The sequence below is a fragment of the Pseudomonas sp. W15Feb9B genome, from assembly GCF_000828175.1.
GTDB lineage: Bacteria > Pseudomonadota > Gammaproteobacteria > Pseudomonadales > Pseudomonadaceae > Aquipseudomonas > Aquipseudomonas parakoreensis.
In genome coordinates, this window is record NZ_JTKF01000033.1 from 1 (window position 1) to 17,130 (window position 17,130).

Consider the following 17,130-nt stretch of genomic DNA (forward strand, 5'->3'; position numbering starts at 1 on the left):
GATCCGGGCGCAGCGCCTACGGTTTGCTTCGCTGCACCTCCTCTCGCTGTGTTTGGCTGCGCCAAACGGTCGCTGCGCTCCCACGCCCGGATCAATCCCTCCGCTCAGCCTTCCGATGTCGCCCGTGGATCAAGATCAAGAGCTGCAGCCGAGCTTGCGCTCATCCTGTTGAGTGGGGCGGCTGCGCCGCGTGCGGGTTGTACTTATTTTCCCTGTAGGAGCTGCCGCAGGCTGCGATCTTTTGATCTCGCTTTTGAGTTGTGAAAGCCAAAGTCAAAAGATCGCAGCCTTCGGCAGCTCCTACAGTGAGAGGGTTTGTGTTTAAAAATGTGTGAGCAAACCAGAACCTTCCCACAAGGTTTTCAGGTTGTCCGTCGGAAGCACGGTCTCTAGGCTTGGGTTGTCACCGCAAATCGGTGATCGGGTGTGAGAACCCGCTAAGAGGTTTTAATCAAGCGCCAGCCGCACCATAATCGCCGCCAGCTTATTTGCTGCCGACGATCTTCTATGGCGGCTGTGTGCGGGCGGACTTCGGTTCGGCCGGGTTGATCTCTTACCGGTTTCTCACTCCGCACATAGCTGCCACCTCTTCGTCGCGTGAGAAACGACAGAGATGGCTTTAATCAGATGATTAGAGATCAATTCAATGTCGAAACCCGTACCCGATCCTCCCGTAGAAACCACAACCCCGCTCGCCGAAGCCATCCGCGCTGAAGACCTCGCCCAAAACCGCGAAGCCATCAAACGCGTGCTCGACTTTTACCTCAGTCCGCAACCCGTCCAGCCGCGACAGCCAAGCACCATGTTTCTGGTCAACCCAGGCATCGACACCGAAACCCTGCTCGCCCACGCTTACGAATCGTTGGCCTCTGCCAGTGCCATGGCCAGCAATTTCGCCAACGAACTCGGCGGCCCACAACGCAGCACGGCGCTGGCGATCCAGCAAATCGTCATGCTTGCCGAACTGGCGGTGAACCGGGCGCTGGATCGGGTTGATCCACGCACTTGATCCGCCCAAGCACCGCGTCATCGTTCATCGAGAGCAGGCTCACTCCCACAGAGAAACGCTCTCCACCTGTGGGAGCGAGCTTGCTCGCGAAGACGTCTGTGCGGGCGACACATTTCTGCCGGCTATTGTTGTTAGCCGGTCCCCAAAAGGGACCGATCATTCCCGATTTGGGAAACATGGCACCATCACTTACCTCTAAACCGTTCGGCGTACGCTGCAAATCTTCAGGTGCCGAGTCCGGGCGCGCAGGTATACTGCGCGCCTTCGCGGCTCACTGTTCGGGCCCGACTTTTTGCTTTGCGGAGCTTTTATGACTTCCCCGACCCAACCGCCGGTTGACGACGCCGTGAGCGATGTCCCGGCCGAGCTGACTGACGCCAGCGAAACCAAACCCGAGATCCCGGCTTTCAAGTTCCCGTTCAAACCGGGGGAGCTGGCGGCTGCCAAGGGTTCGAATCAGCCGTGGTACAAGAACGGCGCCAAGAACGGCCACACCAAGACCCCGGGCATGGCCCCGCCGGGTACCCGCCGTTCGATGGGCAAGCGCTGAGTTTCATCCCGCCTTCAGCCATCACTGCGATTTTCGGTCGCAGTGATGGCTAAGTGCTCATCCCCTGAGCCAGATCAACATTTGACCAATTGGTGCGCTTAGAGTCAGCAGCCCTGCCGACTCTTCCCATAAAACGAGCGCGCTTTCCATGAAGATCAATCTCCCGGTAACCGGCCGTAACGTCGATGTGGCGCTGGATGCGAACATTCTTTCGACCACCGATCTGACCAGCGCGATCACTTACGCCAACGACGATTTCATTCAGATCAGCGGTTATAGCCGCGACGAATTGCTCGGCACGCGACACAACTTGTTGCGTCACCCGGACATGCCGGCGCAGGCGTTTGCCCATATGTGGCAGACGCTCAAGAGCGGTCGTTCGTGGATGGGGCTGGTGAAGAATCGTTGCAAGAATGGCGACCATTATTGGGTCAGCGCCTATGTCACGCCGGTCACGCAGAACGGCGTGGCGGTGGAGTATCAGTCGGTGCGCACCCGGCCTGATGCGCGGTGGGTGGCCGCGGCGGAGCGGGTTTATGCGCAGTTGCGTGGCGACATGAAGGGACGGCGGCCGCTGCTCAGGCTAGGTTTGCGCGGCAGGATCACGGTGTTGGCCAGTGCGTTGCTGGGTCTGGTGTTGGGGATCGAGGCCTGGTTGCGTCCGGAGTCGGCATGGATCGATGGCACGGCATTTGTCGTCGGCAGCAGTGTTTGTGCATTAGGCGTGCGCTGGATTCTGCGTCCGCTGGAACGGCTGAGCGAGCGGGCGCGGCAGATCGCGGACAATCCGTTGAGCCAGGGCATTTACACCGGGCGCAGCGATGAGTTCGGCCAGATCGAGTTTGCCCTGCAGATGCTCGAAGCCCAGGTCGGCGCGGTGGTCGGGCGCATCGGTGATGCATCGCAGCAGTTGGCCGGGCATGCGGCGCAACTGGTTGATCATTTGCAAAGCAGCCACAGCAGTTCGTTGGCGCAGCAAGCGGAAACCGATCAGGTGGCGGCGGCGATTCATCAGATGGCCGCCAGCGTCGCGCAAGTTGCCAGCCATGCGCAGCAGGCCTCGGTGGCGGCGGACATGGCCGGCACGGAAACCCGCGAAGGGCATTTGCTGGTCGGCGAGAGTCGCAGTGCGGTGTTGCGTCTGGCCGAGGAGTTGCGGCGGGCGACCGAGGTGATTCATCAGCTCGAAGGTCACAGCAGCGAGATTTCCGGGGTGATGGAGGTGATCCGCAGCATTGCCGAGCAGACCAATCTGCTGGCGCTCAACGCGGCGATCGAAGCGGCGCGCGCTGGTGATGCCGGGCGCGGTTTTGCAGTGGTGGCCGATGAGGTGCGCGGGTTGGCGCAACGCACGCAGCAGTCGACCAACGAGATCCAGCGGATGATCAGCAGCCTGCAAAATGGCGCGCGCGATGCGGTGCTGGTGATGCAGCAAAGCAGTGAGCATGTGGATAACAGCGTCGAACAGGCACAGCGTGCGGCGCGGGCGCTCGATGGAATCAGCGAGCGGGTCGAGCAGATCACCGAAATGAGCCTGCAGATTGCCGCGGCGGTGGAGCAGCAGAGCGCGGTGAGCGAAGACATCAACCGCAATATCATCAGCATTCGCACGTCGTCGGAATTGACGGTGGATGAGGGGCGGCTGAGTCAGCGCAACTCTGAGGATGTGGCGGGGTTGGCGGGGGATTTGCGCTTGCTGGCGCGGGAGTTCTGGGGGCGGCGGCAAGGACAGGATTGATGCTGTTGCCACTGGCCTCATCGCTGGCAAGCCAGCTCCCACAGGTTTCTCGAGTGTTCACATGACTTGTGCACGACATGGAACCTTGTGGGAGCTGGCTTGCCAGCGATGAGGCCAGTTCGATCTCTGCAAAATCTGGATCAAGCCGCCCGCAGCGAAATGAACGCATACGTCTGCGCCGGCTCCGTCACTACCTGCGCACCGGCCGCCAGCAATTGCCCGGCCACGTCGTCTCCGGACAAATGAAACAGCCATTCACTGGATGCTGTGTTCAGTGGCTGTGAAGACACCTGATCGATCACAGCCGCAAAAGCGTCCATCTGCGGCAAATACGCGGTAAACCCGTCGCCCTTGAGTGCTGTGGTGCGAATTCCCAGTGCGGCGCAGATCGCATCCTTGATGCGGATGTCATCGCGATCGGCCTGACGCGAACGCTGGATCAGCTCCAGCAGTTCCTGATCGACCAGCTCCCCGCCGACAATCAGCAGCGGCCCCTGTTGCCACGACTCTGGCGGGCAATCCTTGGCCGCCGGGTTGAGCGGGATGTGCGGATTGATTTCTGCCGGATAAATCCTGCACACCAACGGTCGGCGCTCGTAGATGCGGCACAGGTTTTCTTCGTCAAGATTCCGGCAGCGCCCGACGTTGTACGCGGCAAAGGTGATTGCCACGTGGGCCTCGGTCGTGCCGCTGCGTACCACCAGCGAACGCCGTTCGGCGTGTTCACGCTGCTGCGCCGGCAGGCCCAGGCCGTTGCCGAGAAAGGCCTCCACCAGCACGATCACCTGACCACCGTCCGCCGCCCACATGCGGGCTTCGTCGAGGGTCAGGGGCACATGGTGGTCGGTGCAGCATTTGCCGCAACCGACGCAGGAAAATGTCGTTTTCATTGCACGATCAATCTTCAATCAGAGTGTGAAACGGCGACATAAAGTCGCCAGGCTGAGGCTGATCGAAGCAAGTTGTGCGCCAGTCCTCAAGGCTTGGCGGTCGGACCAATCGAGTCCCATTCGGTGACGAACGCGGTTTTCGACTTTTTGCTGTACAGGCACAGCTCAGTGCCTTGCTGGCCTTTCATGTGTTTTTGCGGGTATTGGCCTTGCAGCAGCACGGCGGTGTAGCCAACGCGGTCATCGAATTGCGCGGGTGTGCCGACCGGTTTCGCAGCTTTCAGGCCGCTGGCCTTGGTGCAACTGGCGAGCACGGTTTTGTCGTAAGCGGCCCAGGCGTCGGGGCTGGAGGCGTGGGCCTGTGAGGCGAGGGCGGTGAGGCAGAGCAGGCTTAGGGTGAGGGGTTTCATGGGGCGGCATCCTTGGTCTTGAGTGTCCAGAGGTTGGAGTATGCCTAAAGAATTTTGTTGTCGAGACATCGCTAAAAGATCGCAGCCTGCGGCAGCTCCTACAGAGAATGCGTTCCATTGTAGGAGCTGCCGAAGGCTGCGATCTTTTGACTTTGAATCAGTCCGGCACGATTTCCCGGCGAACCACAAACATCCCGGCACTTTCATACAACCGCTGCGCCCGCAGATTGTCTTCCAGCACCTTCAGATCGACAAATCCTTCGCGCCTTTGCTGAAACACCTTGAATGCATTCAACAACAACGCCCGACCCAGTCCACGGCCCTGAGCGCGGGGATGCACCACCAGATTCTTGATGTAGGAACTGGTCCAGCACTGCGCCACACCGATCACGCCTTCGGCGTCTGTGGCAATCCAGCACAACTCGGGATCGTATTCGGCATCGCTTTCAAACCGCAGCTGCCATTCCTCCAGTGCCGGCACCCGACCGCCGCCCTCACGGTAGCCGAGTTGCATCAGCTGATGCACCGCCGCCGCCAGTTCCGGGCGGTAAGCGCTCAGTTCAATGCCTTCCGGCCAGTGGGGCGGCGGCACGTCTTGACGAAGGTCGCGCCGCATCAAAAAGCAGTACGTCTGGCTCAAGATTCAATGACCGTTGGCTGCGACGTGTTTGGCGGCTTCGATCAAACGCTGGGTCAGTTCCGGCGAAGAGAACTTGGTCAGCACCGCGTTAGCCCCGGCCAGGCGGGCCTTTTCGCTGTTCATCGCGCTGTCGAGCGAGGTGTGCAGCAGCACGTAGAGGTGGGCGAAGTCCGGCGTCTCGCGCAGGGTGCGGGTGAAGGCGTAGCCGTCCATCTCGGACATTTCGATGTCGGAGACGATCAGGTTGATCTGTTGCGCGGTGCCTTGCAGATCCAGCAGGCAGTCGATGGCTTCCTTGGCACTGCGCGCGGTGTGGCATTGCAGGCCGAGGTTGCGCAGAGTGTGCACCGATTGTTGTAGCGCCACCTGACTGTCGTCGACCACCAGAATCCGTGCATTGCCCAGCACTTCGGCGTCTTCCATGCTCAGGTCGGTCGGAGCCATTTCGATTTGTGCCGGGGCGATGCTGTGGATGACTTTCTCGATGTCGAGCACTTGCACCAGCGTGCCGTCGACCGAGGTCACGCCGGTGATGTAGGCGCGCGAGCCGCCGGAGCCGAACGGTGGCGGCTTGATGTCGGTGGTCAGGCAATGGACGATTTTGCTCACCGCCTGCACATGCAGACCCTGCTTCGAACGGCTGACGTCGGTAACGATCAGGCAGCCGCCGTTCGGGTCTTCCAGCGGTCGCTCGCCAATGGCGCGGCTGAGGTCGATCACCGACAGCGACGCGCCGCGCAGGGTGGCAATGCCTTTGATGTGCGGATGTGACTCGGGCATTTTGGTCAGCGGCGGGCAGGGAATGATTTCACTGACTTTCAGCAGGTTGATCGCCATCAGCTTGCCGCTGCGCAAGGTAAACAGCAGAAGCGAAAGTGAATCTGCGCGGGCTTTGGTGGAAGACATATAAACCTTCTGTGGAAAAAGGTGATGGGCGAGGGTGCAAATCGCCAGAAACTATTGATGCCGGGTTATCGACTTGTCGGGGGCAGGCTTTAGGCTCAATCCCCAATCCGGGTTAAACGGTGTGGCGAGGGAGCTTGCTCCCGCTGGAGTGCGAAGCGCTCCCATAACCATCCACCGCCGTGTATCAGGTTGGTCATGTCCGCTGTTTTTTCGACTGCTGCGCAGCCGAGCGGGAGCAAGCTCCCTCGCCACAATGGAGGTCTATCTCATCCCAAGGCGTTTTGCCATCCGCCCAAGATTCGCCCGGTCCAGCCCCAACTCCCGCGCCGCACTCGCCCAGTTATCCTGATGACGCTCAAGCGCAGCACTGATCAACTGCCGCTGATATTGCTCGGTGGCGCTGCGCAGATCGCCGTTGATCAACGGCATCGCGGGCACCTCGGCAGCCGGCTCAATTGAGTTATCCACAACCTCACGCGGCAGATCCAGATCCGCCGCGCTCAAACTGAGGATCTTCGGTCGCACCTTGCAGTTGCCCAGCGCCTTCAGCGCACTGCGCCCGATCAAGTGTTCCAGCTCGCGCACGTTGCCCGGCCAAGTGTAGGCGAGCAGCGCGTCCTGGGCGTCGCTGCTCAGGCGCAGGCTGTTGAGGCCCATGCGCGAGCGGTTCTGTTCCAGAAAGAAGCCGCTGAGCAGCAACACGTCGCGCCCGCGATCACGCAGCGCCGGCACCCGCAGCGGGTACACGCTCAAGCGGTGATAGAAGTCGGCGCGGTAGCGGCCGCTGCGCACTTCTTCGGCCAGATCGCGGTTGGTCGCGGCGATCAGGCGCACATCGACCTGATGTTCCTTGTCCGAGCCGAGCCGCTGCAACTGGCCGCTTTGCAGCACGCGCAGCAACTTGGCCTGTACGGTCAGCGACAGTTCGCCGACTTCATCGAGAAACAGCGTGCCGCCATTGGCCAGTTCGAACTTGCCGCGGCGGTCGCTGGTGGCGCCGGTAAAGGCGCCGCGCACGTGGCCGAACAGTTCGCTTTCGACCAACGTATCGGGCAGAGCGGCGCAGTTGAGGCTGATGATCGGTTTGTCGGATCGCGGCGAGGCGGCGTGGATCGCCTGCGCCACCAGCTCCTTGCCAACGCCGGTTTCGCCGGTGATCAACACGGTCAGGTCGCTGCCGCCGACCAGATTGATTTCCTCCACCAGCCGTTTGTGCGCCTTGCTCTGGCCGATCATTTCGCGTTGCTGCTGGCCGCTCGCCTGGCGGTAGACCTCGGCGCGCTGATGCTCGTCTTCGGCGCGCAGCGCCAGGCGTTCGATGCGTTCGGCGGCGTTGACCGTGGCTGAGGCGAGGCTGGCGAAGGCTTGCAGGGCGTCGAGTTCGATCGGTTCGAAACGCTCTGGATCAAGCGCATCGAGGGTGATCAGGCCCCAGAGTTTTTCGTCGACGAACAGCGGGCAGCCGAGGCAGTCATGCACTTCGAGATGATCGCCCAGACCATCGACCAAGCCGTCGTAAGGATCGGGCAAGTCGCTGTCGGCGGCGAACCGTGTCGGCCCGGCGCCGTCCAGCAGGATCTCGAAACGGGGATGTTCGCTGACCTTGAAGCGCCGGCCGAGGGTGTCGGTGCTCAAACCATCCACCGCCAGCGGCACCAGCCATTCGCCGTCCAGGCGCAGCAACGCGGCGGCATCGCACGGCAGCAGGGCGCGCAGGGCTTCGAGCAGGCGTCGATAGCGTTCACCTTCGGGCAGTTCGCGGGACAGGTCGGAGACCAGCGGCAGTAAAGCGGTGAGCAGGGATTTGGCGGTCATGGTATGTAGTCAAAGAGACTCGATGTGGTCGATATGACTATAAAGTGCTTCGTGTCAAAATGACTACGTAAAAATTAAGCTATTGATTTATAACGATAAAATATCTGGCATGAAAGCTGATAAGCCTAAGGCAATTCTCAAAAAGCTCAGGAGTCATTCTTATGCTTAGCGTCCAGGATCGTGCCATCGTCAAATCCACTGTGCCTCTGTTGGAAAGCGGCGGAGAAGCGCTGATCACCCACTTCTACCGCATGATGCTCTCCGAATACCCTGAAGTCCGCCCGTTGTTCAATCAGGCGCATCAGGCCAGCGGCGACCAGCCACGTGCCTTGGCCAATGGCGTGTTGATGTACGCCCGGCACATCGATCAGCTCGACCAGTTGGGCGATCTGGTGGCGAAGATCATCAACAAACACGTCGCCCTGCAAATCCTCCCGGAGCACTACCCGATTGTCGGCACCTGCCTGCTGCGCGCCATTTCCGAAGTGCTCGGCGACGAGATCGCCACGCCGGAAGTGATGAACGCGTGGGGCGCGGCGTACGGGCAACTGGCCGAGATCCTGATTGGCGCTGAAGCGGCGATCTACGACCAGAAGGAACAAGCGCTTGGCGGCTGGCGCGGGGCGCGGGAGTTCATCGTGGTGGACAAGGTTGAGGAAAGCGCGGAAATCATTTCGTTCTACTTCGAGCCGGCGGACAAAGGTCCGATCCTTGCCGCCGAGCCGGGTCAGTACATCGGCATGAAGCTGATCCTCGATGGTGAAGAAATCCGCCGTAATTACTCGCTGTCGGCACTGGCCAATAAAGGTCAGTACCGCATCAGCGTCAAACGCGAACCGGGTGGTCGTGCGTCCAACCATTTGCACGATCAACTGCACGTCGGCGCGAGCATTCAACTGTTCCCGCCATCGGGCGAGTTCACCCTGACTGCCAGCGACAAGCCGCTGGTGCTGATCAGCGGCGGTGTCGGCATTACCCCGACCCTGGCGATGCTCGAAGCGGCGTTGCAAACCGAGCGCCCGGTGCACTTTATCCACTGCGCGCGCAACGGCAGCGTGCATGCGTTCCGCGACTGGATCGACGGGCTGGCGGCGCGTCATCCGCAGCTCAAGCGCTTCTATTGCTACGCCGAAGATGACGGCGTGAGCCCGGCGGCGGACAAGGTCGGAATGCTCAGTCAAGAGCAATTGGCTGAATGGCTGCCGGCGCAACGTGACGTCGATGCTTACTTCCTCGGGCCGAAGGGCTTCATGGGCGCGATCAAGCGGCATCTGAAAGCACTGGGTGTGCCTGAGCAGCAGAGCCGTTATGAGTTCTTCGGGCCGGCGGCGGCTTTGGAGTAATTGTCAACACCGAGTCGCCTGCATCGCGGGCAAGCCCGCTCCCACAGGATTTGTGGCGTGCACAGAATGTGTGAACGACGCTGAATCTGTGGGAGCGGGCTTGCCCGCGATGGCCGTTACGCAACCTTGATTCTTAAAAAGTGTTTAAAGGTTAATCGTTTCTTAACCGGTTTATCGTTTATTCCCCGATGCTGATGATAGGCGCTCGTTCGTTTAACTGATCAGGATCGCCCCCATGTCGCACATCATCTTCTCCTCTCGTTCGAGCCTGGCAATGCTTGGCCTGTCGGCTGCTTTGCTGGCCAGTCCGTTTGCTTCGGCCGAATCGGCGTTGATCGCACCACAGACCCTGATCGTCGATCAGAGCCTGCCCAAGGCTCAACGTGATGCAATGGAACTGGCGGCGCGGCGTTACGGCAGTTTCTGGAACAGTGGGGAAGAGGCCCTGGCCACGGCAGCCTTGTCGCCGCAGTTTGTCGACAAGACCCCGCCCGAAGGTCGGGTGCAGGGCCCGAGCGGGCCGTTGCTGGCATCGAAGTTCTTTCGCACGGCGGTGCCAGACCTGAGCTGCGAGATCGAGCAAATGATCATTGCCGGTGACCGCGTGGTGGTGCATCTGCACTTTCGCGGCCACTTCAGCGGTACGTTCAAGGCTCTCAAAGGGCAGGGCCAGCGTGTAGACTTCCGGGCAACCGATATCTATCAGATCGACAACGGTCGCATCGCGGCCAATTGGCATATCGAAGACAACATCAGTCTGATGGCGCAACTGCAAGCGCAGCCGCCAGCCAGCTGAACCATGGACATACAAGGGAAACGCGATGAGCGAGGAAACGATTCGACTGGGACGTGAGCGGCGCTTTCTGGTGCTGCTGGGCATCATCTGCCTGGCACTGATCGGTGGTGCGCTGTACATGCAGATCGTGCTGGGCGAGGCGCCATGCCCGCTGTGCATCCTGCAGCGTTATGCATTGCTGCTGATTGCGCTGTTCGCGTTTATCGGCGCGGCGATGCGCACCCGCCGCAGCATCACGGTGTTTGAGGTGCTGGTGGTGATCTGCGCGATCGCCGGGGCCGGCGTCGCCGGGCATCACGTGTACACCCAGTTCTATCCGGCGGTGAGCTGCGGCATCGATGTGTTGCAGCCGATTGTCGACGACCTGCCGTTGGCGAAGATCTTCCCGCTGGGCTTCCAGGTCGACGGTTTCTGCTCGACGCCGTACCCGCCGATCCTCGGCCTGTCGCTGGCGCAATGGGCGCTGGTGGCCTTCGTGCTGGTGGTGATCCTGGTGCCGCTGCTGACCTCGCGTAACCGAAAAGCACTGCGCTGAGTCAACTCTTCGGCAGATTGGCCGATACAGAAAACGCCCCGATTTGCGGATCAGCCGCTCGGGGCGTTTTGCATTTCAGAGAGTTTGTGAAATCACCGTGACGAACGGCAATGGAGCGTGCGACAGGTGTGCGACATGTTGTCACACACGCCGTGTCGCAGGGCGTTTCAGCAACCCGGATTGGCGTAATGTTACAAAAAAGGATTGGTCTGTTTCGGCATTTTTCTGGTTTTGCACGTGGGTGCCAGATCAGGCAGTTTTAACAGGCTCTGGCAGATGGCCAGAGGCCTTTGAATATCGGGCTTTGCGCCGATTCGGTGTCGGGAAAAAGCCTTAGGAGCTGTCTGAACTGAGGTGTATAGGCCTACATTTTTTGGTGTTTTTGTTGAGAATCGATTTCGATAACATGCGGAACTTTTGCAAAAACGGTGATGGATTGTTGCTCTGAGCGATAAAAATTATTTCGGGATAAGACATGGTGTATAGGGCGCTACCTATCTACAATCGCCCGCACTGAATTCCCGGCACTGTTCAACCTTTATTAAGGAACTGGACAGGAAGTCGGGTGTCGAGCAGGCCGAAAGGCTTTCGAGACACCCAGGTGTCGGTGCCTTCCAACTTTCCGCACCAAATGGAATTGGTCTGTAACAAGGCCTTTGACCACGAATTCGAATAAGAACTGACCGCTGTCCCAAGGTTTTGTCGAGCGTCTGACGCGCGACGGGCGGCCCTTATTCAATCCAAAGAAAATGCCAACCCTTGGCAGGGTGAAGTGTTGGCGATCAAAACCCAACTGCATTGCGCAAGCTGCTTTAGAGGTCGTGAGATGAGTAAAAACAGGTACCCCAGATTACTAGGCCTAGTGCCGCTGCTCGGCACGTTGTTGCTGGGAGGCTGCAACATGACCCTGCTCAATCCAACGGGCCAGGTCGGCCTGGAACAGCGCAACCTGATCATCACCGCCACGCTGCTGATGCTGTTGGTCGTTGTGCCGGTTATCGTCATGACCTTCCTGTTCGCCTGGAAGTACCGCGCGTCCAACAAGGATGCCGTCTACACCCCGAAATGGTCGCACTCGACCAAAATCGAAGTGGCGGTCTGGACCATCCCGGTTCTGATCATCATCGCCCTGGGTTACATCACCTACATTTCGACCCACAAACTGGACCCGTACCGTCCGATTGAATCCGACGTCAAGCCGGTGACCATCGAAGTCGTTGCGCTGGACTGGAAGTGGCTGTTCATCTACCCGGAACAAGGCATTGCCACGGTCAACAAGATCGTGTTCCCGGCGCATACCCCGGTCAACTTCCGGATCACCTCCGACGCCGTGATGAACTCGTTCTTCATCCCGGGCCTGGGCGGCCAGATCTACGCGATGGCGGGCATGACCACCAAACTGCACCTGATCGCTGACCGCAACGCTGAAATGGACGGTATCTCCGCCAACTACAGCGGTGCCGGTTTCACCGGTATGAAATTCAAAGCGATCGCAACTTCTCAGGAAGATTTCGACGCCTGGGTAAGTGAAGTCAAAAAGGCACCTAAACAGCTTGAACAAGCTGAATACGCAGCCCTTGCCAAGCCAAGCCAGAACAATCCAGTCGAGCTCTACTCCTCGGTCACGCCGAACCTGTTCCAGACCATCGTCGACAAGTACGAAGGCATGAAACCGGGCAAGCCGCTGAAGCACGAGAAGAAAGAGAAAGAAGTGGCGGCAACGGACATGGACTCGAATTCGCATTCAGCTGCCGGGGCAGAGGAGTAAACGATGTTTGGTAAATTAAGTTGGGAAGCGATCCCTTTCCACGAGCCGATCGTGATGGTCACCATCTCGATGATCGCGCTCGGTGGTCTGGCGTTGTTCGCTGCAATCACCTACTTCAAGAAGTGGACCTACTTGTGGACCGAGTGGCTGACGTCGGTCGACCACAAGAAAATCGGCGTGATGTACATCATCGTTGCCATGGTCATGCTGCTGCGTGGCTTTGCCGACGCCATCATGATGCGTACCCAGCTGGCCATGGCCACCGAGGGTTCGCCTGGCTACCTGCCGCCTGAACACTATGACCAGATCTTCACCGCTCACGGTGTGATCATGATCATCTTCATGGCGATGCCATTCTTCACCGGCCTGATGAACCTTGCAGTGCCGCTGCAGATCGGCGCGCGTGACGTTGCCTTCCCGTTCCTGAACTCCCTGAGCTTCTGGCTGCTGGTGTCCGGCGTGGTGCTGATCAACCTGTCCCTGGGCGTCGGCGAATTCGCCAAGACCGGCTGGGTTGCCTATCCGCCGCTGTCGGGTCTGCAATACAGCCCTGGCGTGGGGATGGACTACTACATCTGGGCGCTACAGCTATCCGGGTTGGGTACGACGCTGACGGGGGTCAACTTCCTCGCCACCGTGCTGAAAATGCGTACCCCTGGCATGAAACTGATGGACATGCCGATCTTCACCTGGACCTGCACCTGGGCTAACGTCCTGATCGTGGCTTCGTTCCCGATCCTGACCGCTACCCTGGCACTGCTGACCCTCGACCGTTACATGGATTTCCACATTTTCACCAATGAACTTGGTGGCAATCCAATGATGTACGTCAACCTGTTCTGGGCCTGGGGCCACCCTGAGGTTTACATCCTGATCCTGCCGGCATTCGGCATCTTCTCGGAAGTGATCTCGGCGTTCACCGGCAAGAAACTGTTCGGCCACCACTCGATGATCTACGCTTCGGGCGCGATCTCGGTACTGGGCTTCATGGTTTGGCTGCACCACTTCTTCACTATGGGTTCGGGTGCCAGCGTCAACGCCTTCTTCGGTCTGGCGACGATGCTGATTTCCATCCCGACGGGTGTGAAACTGTTCAACTGGCTGTTCACCATCTACCAGGGCCGTCTGCGCTTCACCAGCCAGGTCATGTGGACCCTGGGCTTCATGGTGACCTTCGCCATCGGCGGCATGACCGGCGTACTGCTGGCCATTCCGGGTGCTGACTTCGTTCTGCACAACAGCCTGTTCGTGATCGCGCACTTCCACAACGTGATCATCGGCGGCGCGGTATTCGGCTACATCGCAGGTTTCGGCTTCTACTTCCCGAAAGCGTTCGGCTTCAAGCTGCACGAAGGCTGGGGTAAAGCAGCGTTCTGGTTCTGGATCTCGGGCTTCTTCGTCGCGTTCATGCCGCTCTATGCACTGGGCTTCATGGGCATGACCCGTCGTCTGAACGCCACCACCAACCCTGAGTGGGTACCGTACCTGTACGTTGCCATGTTCGGTGCGGTGATGATCGCTGTCGGTATCGCCTGCCAACTGATCCAGCTGTACGTCAGTGTGCGTGACCGCAACAAGCCAGAGAACATGTGCGAACACGGTGACCCGTGGAATGCCCACACTCTGGAATGGTCGACCTCGTCGCCACCTCCGTTCTACAACTTTGCTGTGCTGCCTAAGGCTGACTGCATCGACCCGTTCACCGAAGCCAAGGAAAACGGTACTGCGTACCAGGCTCCGGCCAAGTACGAGCCGATTCACATGCCGAACAACACCGCCACTGGCGTGGTGATGGGCGCACTGCTGACCGTCTTCGGTTTCGCGATGATCTGGCACATCTGGTGGTTGGCGATCGCCAGCCTGGCCGGCACTGTCATCTACTTCGTGATCCACGCGGCACGTGACGACCAGGGCTACATGGTTCCGGTTGAAACGATCGAGCGCATCGAAGCCGAGCAGCACAAGCGTCTGGTCGCGGCAGGGAAAATCCCGGCCAATGCCACCCGTGTAACCTCGTTGGAACAGGCTTAAACCATGTCGAACTTAGTGACCAATGTTGGACACGCCCATGGTGACCATGGGCACGATGACCATCACCACGACTCGGGCGAGATGACCGTATACGGTTTCTGGCTTTACCTGATGACCGACTGCATTCTGTTTGCGTCGATCTTCGCGGTGTACGCAGTACTGGTAAACAACGTTGCCGGTGGCCCGTCGGGCCACGACATCTTCGAACTGCCATACGTGCTGGGCGAAACCGCTCTGCTGTTGTTCAGTTCGATCACCTACGGCTTCGCCATGCTGGCGTTGTACAAAGGCAAGAAGCAGCAGGTTCTGGGCTGGTTGTTCATGACCTTCCTGCTCGGCGCAGGCTTCATCGCCATGGAGATCAACGAGTTCCACCTGCTGATCTCCGAGGGCTTCGGTCCTAGCCGTTCCGGCTTCCTGTCGGCGTTCTTCACCCTGGTCGGTACCCACGGTCTGCACGTATCCGCGGGTCTGATCTGGATGGGCATCATGATGTACCAGGTCAACAAGCACGGCCTGACGGCGACCAACAAGACCCGTCTGAGCTGCCTGAGCCTGTTCTGGCACTTCCTGGACGTGGTGTGGATCTGCGTATTCACCGTTGTTTACCTGATGGGGACCCTGTAATGGCTAATGCACACTCCCATGACAGCCATGATGCTGGCCACGGCAGCGTAAAGTCGTACGCCATCGGCTTCATCCTGTCGGTGATCCTGACCGTCATCCCGTTCGGCCTGGTGATGTACCCGACCTTGCCGAAGTCCACGACGCTGGCAATCGTCCTGCTGTTCGCGGTAATCCAGGTGATCGTTCACCTGTACTACTTCCTGCACCTGGACCGTTCGATTGCACAACGTAACAACGTGATCGCGTTTGTCTTTACGGCCATCGTGATCCTGCTGCTGGTTGGCCTGTCGCTGTGGATCATGTTCAGCATCCACACGTACATGATGGCGAAGTGAGGTAGACCCGATGTCGCTCAAGCACTTTATCCAAATCACCAAACCGGGGATCATTTTCGGTAACGTGCTTTCTGTGGCAGGCGGGTTCTTCCTGGCCTCGAAAGGGCATGTAGATCTGGCGGTGTTCCTGGCCGCCATGATCGGCACATCCCTGGTTGTGGCCTCCGGTTGCGTGTTCAACAACTGCATCGACCGCGACATCGACCTGAAGATGGAACGCACCAAGAACCGTGTGCTGGTGCAGGGCTTGATCTCCCTGAAACTGGCCCTGGTCTACGCGACCATCCTGGGTGTTCTCGGCGTTGCCTTGTTGTACAAGGTGGCCAACCCGTTGGCCGCCCTGTTCGCGGTAATCGGCTTCATCATCTACGTCGGCTTCTACAGCCTGTACCTCAAGCGCAAGTCGGTTCACGGCACGCTGGTGGGCAGTCTGTCGGGCGCCATGCCGCCAGTGATCGGTTACGTTGCCGTGACCAACAGCTTCGACATGGCCGCACTGACCCTGCTGGTGATGTTCAGCCTGTGGCAGATGCCGCATTCCTACGCCATCGCGATCTTCCGTTTCAACGACTACCTGGCCGCATCGATTCCGGTGTTGCCCGTCAAGCGCGGAATCGAGGTGGCCAAGAAGCACATCCTGCTCTACATCCTGGCGTTCCTCGTGGCGACCTTGATGCTGACCTTCAGCGGTTACGCCGGCATGAGCTACCTCGCCGTCGCCGCGGCCATGGGCATGTACTGGTTGTACATGGCCTGGACCGGCTACAAGGCGGTGGATGACACGGTCTGGGCACGCAAGCTGTTCGTGTTCTCGATCTTCACCATCACCGCCCTGAGCGTCATGATGTCCCTGGACTTCAAGGTGCCTGCCGAGCTGCTGCTGACGTACGCGCCGTAAGGCTGGATGGCTTCACGAAAAACCCCGCACATCGAGAGATGTGCGGGTTTTTTTTGGGGTGGCTTTCGGTGATCAGGCGTCGGCAACCGCGAGCAGATACCACTTCGACGCGATACCGTTGTAGGAGCTGCGGCACGCTGCGATCTTTTGATCCTGATCTTTAAAAATACAATCAAAATCAAAAGATCGCAGCGTGCCGCAGCTCCTACAGGGTTTAGTTGCGATATCGGCGTAAACCCCCTAGATTTGGATCCAACCATAACGGTGATAGCGCCATGCCACTTCGCAGGGACACTGTTATTCATGCATCAATCGAGAGGCTGGGCGAAATGACTGAGAGGATGACCTGCGACGAACGCTTCATTGCCCTGGCACAAGAGCTGAACTACGACATCTATGGCGAAAACACCGCCGGCGGCAATTACGCGCCGCTGATCCGTCATCGCGATGAGTTGTACATCAGCGGCATGGTGCCGCGGGTCAATGGCAGGATTCTGTATCCCGGTCGTGTGGGGTTGGAGTTGACGCTCAAGGATGCCCAGGCAGCCGCGAGCATCAGTGCCATGCGCTGCCTGGCACTGATCGTCGATGCGGTGGGTTCGCTGGACAAGATCCGGGCGTTATTACGGGTCACGGTGTATGTGAAGTCGACCCCGGACTTCGTTGACCTGAGCGAGGTGGCCAACGGCGCATCGGACGTGTTCAGCCATGTGCTCGGCGATGCTGGCCGGCACACCCGCACCACGGTCGGGGTGTATCAGTTGCCGAAGAACGCCGCGATTGAAGTCGACATGATCGTTGCGGTGCAGCCGGAAGTCTGACGCTCTGGCGCCCAACAA

General features: G+C 59.3%; 17 protein-coding genes and 1 pseudogene. 13 read left to right on the top strand and 5 right to left on the bottom strand.

The window, feature by feature from the left end; all coding sequences use genetic code 11:
• Positions 1-646 precede the first annotated feature (646 nt).
• The 4 genes and pseudogenes from OC71_RS17225 (at position 647) to OC71_RS17235 (ending at position 3,297) form a co-directional block, all read left to right on the top strand.
• Positions 647-1,009, top strand: a complete 363-nt coding sequence (locus OC71_RS17225) for a DUF6124 family protein (RefSeq protein WP_041071736.1) — start codon at positions 647-649, stop codon at positions 1,007-1,009.
• 310 nt (positions 1,010-1,319) lie between these two features.
• Positions 1,320-1,559 (top strand): hypothetical protein, encoded by a 240-nt coding sequence (locus tag OC71_RS17230; protein WP_041071739.1) that lies wholly within the window; start codon positions 1,320-1,322, stop codon positions 1,557-1,559.
• Positions 1,560-1,707: 148 nt separating this feature from the next.
• A pseudogene (locus OC71_RS28790) lies at positions 1,708-1,989 on the top strand (PAS domain-containing protein); the annotation flags it as partial.
• A 204-nt stretch (positions 1,990-2,193) separates the two neighbouring features.
• Complete coding sequence (locus OC71_RS17235; RefSeq protein ID WP_371260426.1) at positions 2,194-3,297, top strand: methyl-accepting chemotaxis protein; 1,104 nt, start codon at positions 2,194-2,196, stop codon at positions 3,295-3,297.
• Between the two features lie 140 nt (positions 3,298-3,437).
• Here OC71_RS17235 and OC71_RS17240 read toward each other — a convergent pair whose 3' ends face one another.
• The 5 genes from OC71_RS17240 to norR all read right to left on the bottom strand — a co-directional run bounded on the left by OC71_RS17240 (position 3,438) and on the right by norR (position 7,958).
• On the bottom strand, positions 3,438-4,187 hold the full coding sequence (locus tag OC71_RS17240; RefSeq protein WP_041071743.1) for a YkgJ family cysteine cluster protein: 750 nt from the start codon (positions 4,185-4,187) through the stop codon (positions 3,438-3,440).
• A gap of 86 nt (positions 4,188-4,273) precedes the next feature.
• Positions 4,274-4,597, bottom strand: a complete 324-nt coding sequence (locus OC71_RS17245; protein ID WP_041071745.1) for a hypothetical protein — start codon at positions 4,595-4,597, stop codon at positions 4,274-4,276.
• A gap of 157 nt (positions 4,598-4,754) precedes the next feature.
• Positions 4,755-5,213, bottom strand: coding sequence for a GNAT family N-acetyltransferase (locus OC71_RS17250; RefSeq protein ID WP_041071747.1), 459 nt, complete (start codon positions 5,211-5,213; stop codon positions 4,755-4,757).
• Between the two features lie 27 nt (positions 5,214-5,240).
• Positions 5,241-6,143: a chemotaxis protein CheV gene (locus tag OC71_RS17255; RefSeq protein ID WP_007968390.1), complete on the bottom strand. Its 903-nt coding sequence runs from the start codon at positions 6,141-6,143 to the stop codon at positions 5,241-5,243.
• 261 nt (positions 6,144-6,404) lie between these two features.
• Positions 6,405-7,958 (bottom strand): nitric oxide reductase transcriptional regulator NorR, encoded by a 1,554-nt coding sequence (gene norR / locus OC71_RS17260; protein ID WP_041071749.1) that lies wholly within the window; start codon positions 7,956-7,958, stop codon positions 6,405-6,407.
• A gap of 161 nt (positions 7,959-8,119) precedes the next feature.
• On the opposite strand from norR, the gene hmpA reads away from it, so the two are divergent.
• The 9 genes from hmpA to OC71_RS17305 all read left to right on the top strand — a co-directional run bounded on the left by hmpA (position 8,120) and on the right by OC71_RS17305 (position 17,112).
• A complete protein-coding gene (gene hmpA, locus OC71_RS17265) occupies positions 8,120-9,301 on the top strand; it encodes an NO-inducible flavohemoprotein (protein WP_041071751.1) in 1,182 nt (393 codons plus the stop codon).
• A 235-nt stretch (positions 9,302-9,536) separates the two neighbouring features.
• Positions 9,537-10,097 (top strand): ester cyclase, encoded by a 561-nt coding sequence (locus tag OC71_RS17270; protein WP_041071753.1) that lies wholly within the window; start codon positions 9,537-9,539, stop codon positions 10,095-10,097.
• 25 nt (positions 10,098-10,122) lie between these two features.
• Complete coding sequence (locus tag OC71_RS17275; protein WP_025109264.1) at positions 10,123-10,632, top strand: disulfide bond formation protein B; 510 nt, start codon at positions 10,123-10,125, stop codon at positions 10,630-10,632.
• 826 nt (positions 10,633-11,458) lie between these two features.
• Positions 11,459-12,400, top strand: coding sequence for a ubiquinol oxidase subunit II (cyoA, locus tag OC71_RS17280; protein WP_027612162.1), 942 nt, complete (start codon positions 11,459-11,461; stop codon positions 12,398-12,400).
• Positions 12,401-12,403: 3 nt separating this feature from the next.
• Positions 12,404-14,431 (top strand): cytochrome o ubiquinol oxidase subunit I, encoded by a 2,028-nt coding sequence (cyoB, locus tag OC71_RS17285; RefSeq protein ID WP_003227984.1) that lies wholly within the window; start codon positions 12,404-12,406, stop codon positions 14,429-14,431.
• Positions 14,432-14,434: 3 nt separating this feature from the next.
• A complete protein-coding gene (cyoC, locus tag OC71_RS17290) occupies positions 14,435-15,058 on the top strand; it encodes a cytochrome o ubiquinol oxidase subunit III (RefSeq protein ID WP_003227982.1) in 624 nt (207 codons plus the stop codon).
• The gene (gene cyoD / locus OC71_RS17295) at positions 15,058-15,393 is read left to right on the top strand and encodes a cytochrome o ubiquinol oxidase subunit IV (RefSeq protein ID WP_041071757.1); all 336 of its coding nucleotides are present in this window, start codon (positions 15,058-15,060) and stop codon (positions 15,391-15,393) included. Before cyoC ends, cyoD begins: the two co-directional genes overlap by 1 nt.
• 10 nt (positions 15,394-15,403) lie before the next feature.
• Positions 15,404-16,291, top strand: a complete 888-nt coding sequence (cyoE, locus tag OC71_RS17300) for a heme o synthase (RefSeq protein ID WP_003227980.1) — start codon at positions 15,404-15,406, stop codon at positions 16,289-16,291.
• A gap of 329 nt (positions 16,292-16,620) precedes the next feature.
• Positions 16,621-17,112: a RidA family protein gene (locus tag OC71_RS17305; protein WP_041071759.1), complete on the top strand. Its 492-nt coding sequence runs from the start codon at positions 16,621-16,623 to the stop codon at positions 17,110-17,112.
• Positions 17,113-17,130: the final 18 nt, after the last annotated feature.

Coding starts and splice junctions, on each gene's coding strand:
- OC71_RS17225 (WP_041071736.1), top strand. CDS start 647: ATGTCGAAACCCGTACCCGATCCTCCCGTAGAAACCACAACCCCGCTC.
- OC71_RS17230 (WP_041071739.1), top strand. CDS start 1,320: ATGACTTCCCCGACCCAACCGCCGGTTGACGACGCCGTGAGCGATGTC.
- OC71_RS17240 (WP_041071743.1), bottom strand. CDS start 4,187: ATGAAAACGACATTTTCCTGCGTCGGTTGCGGCAAATGCTGCACCGAC.
- OC71_RS17245 (WP_041071745.1), bottom strand. CDS start 4,597: ATGAAACCCCTCACCCTAAGCCTGCTCTGCCTCACCGCCCTCGCCTCA.
- OC71_RS17250 (WP_041071747.1), bottom strand. CDS start 5,213: ATGCGGCGCGACCTTCGTCAAGACGTGCCGCCGCCCCACTGGCCGGAA.
- OC71_RS17255 (WP_007968390.1), bottom strand. CDS start 6,143: ATGTCTTCCACCAAAGCCCGCGCAGATTCACTTTCGCTTCTGCTGTTT.
- norR (WP_041071749.1), bottom strand. CDS start 7,958: ATGACCGCCAAATCCCTGCTCACCGCTTTACTGCCGCTGGTCTCCGAC.
- hmpA (WP_041071751.1), top strand. CDS start 8,120: ATGCTTAGCGTCCAGGATCGTGCCATCGTCAAATCCACTGTGCCTCTG.
- OC71_RS17270 (WP_041071753.1), top strand. CDS start 9,537: ATGTCGCACATCATCTTCTCCTCTCGTTCGAGCCTGGCAATGCTTGGC.
- OC71_RS17275 (WP_025109264.1), top strand. CDS start 10,123: ATGAGCGAGGAAACGATTCGACTGGGACGTGAGCGGCGCTTTCTGGTG.
- cyoA (WP_027612162.1), top strand. CDS start 11,459: ATGAGTAAAAACAGGTACCCCAGATTACTAGGCCTAGTGCCGCTGCTC.
- cyoB (WP_003227984.1), top strand. CDS start 12,404: ATGTTTGGTAAATTAAGTTGGGAAGCGATCCCTTTCCACGAGCCGATC.
- cyoC (WP_003227982.1), top strand. CDS start 14,435: ATGTCGAACTTAGTGACCAATGTTGGACACGCCCATGGTGACCATGGG.
- cyoD (WP_041071757.1), top strand. CDS start 15,058: ATGGCTAATGCACACTCCCATGACAGCCATGATGCTGGCCACGGCAGC.
- cyoE (WP_003227980.1), top strand. CDS start 15,404: ATGTCGCTCAAGCACTTTATCCAAATCACCAAACCGGGGATCATTTTC.
- OC71_RS17305 (WP_041071759.1), top strand. CDS start 16,621: ATGACTGAGAGGATGACCTGCGACGAACGCTTCATTGCCCTGGCACAA.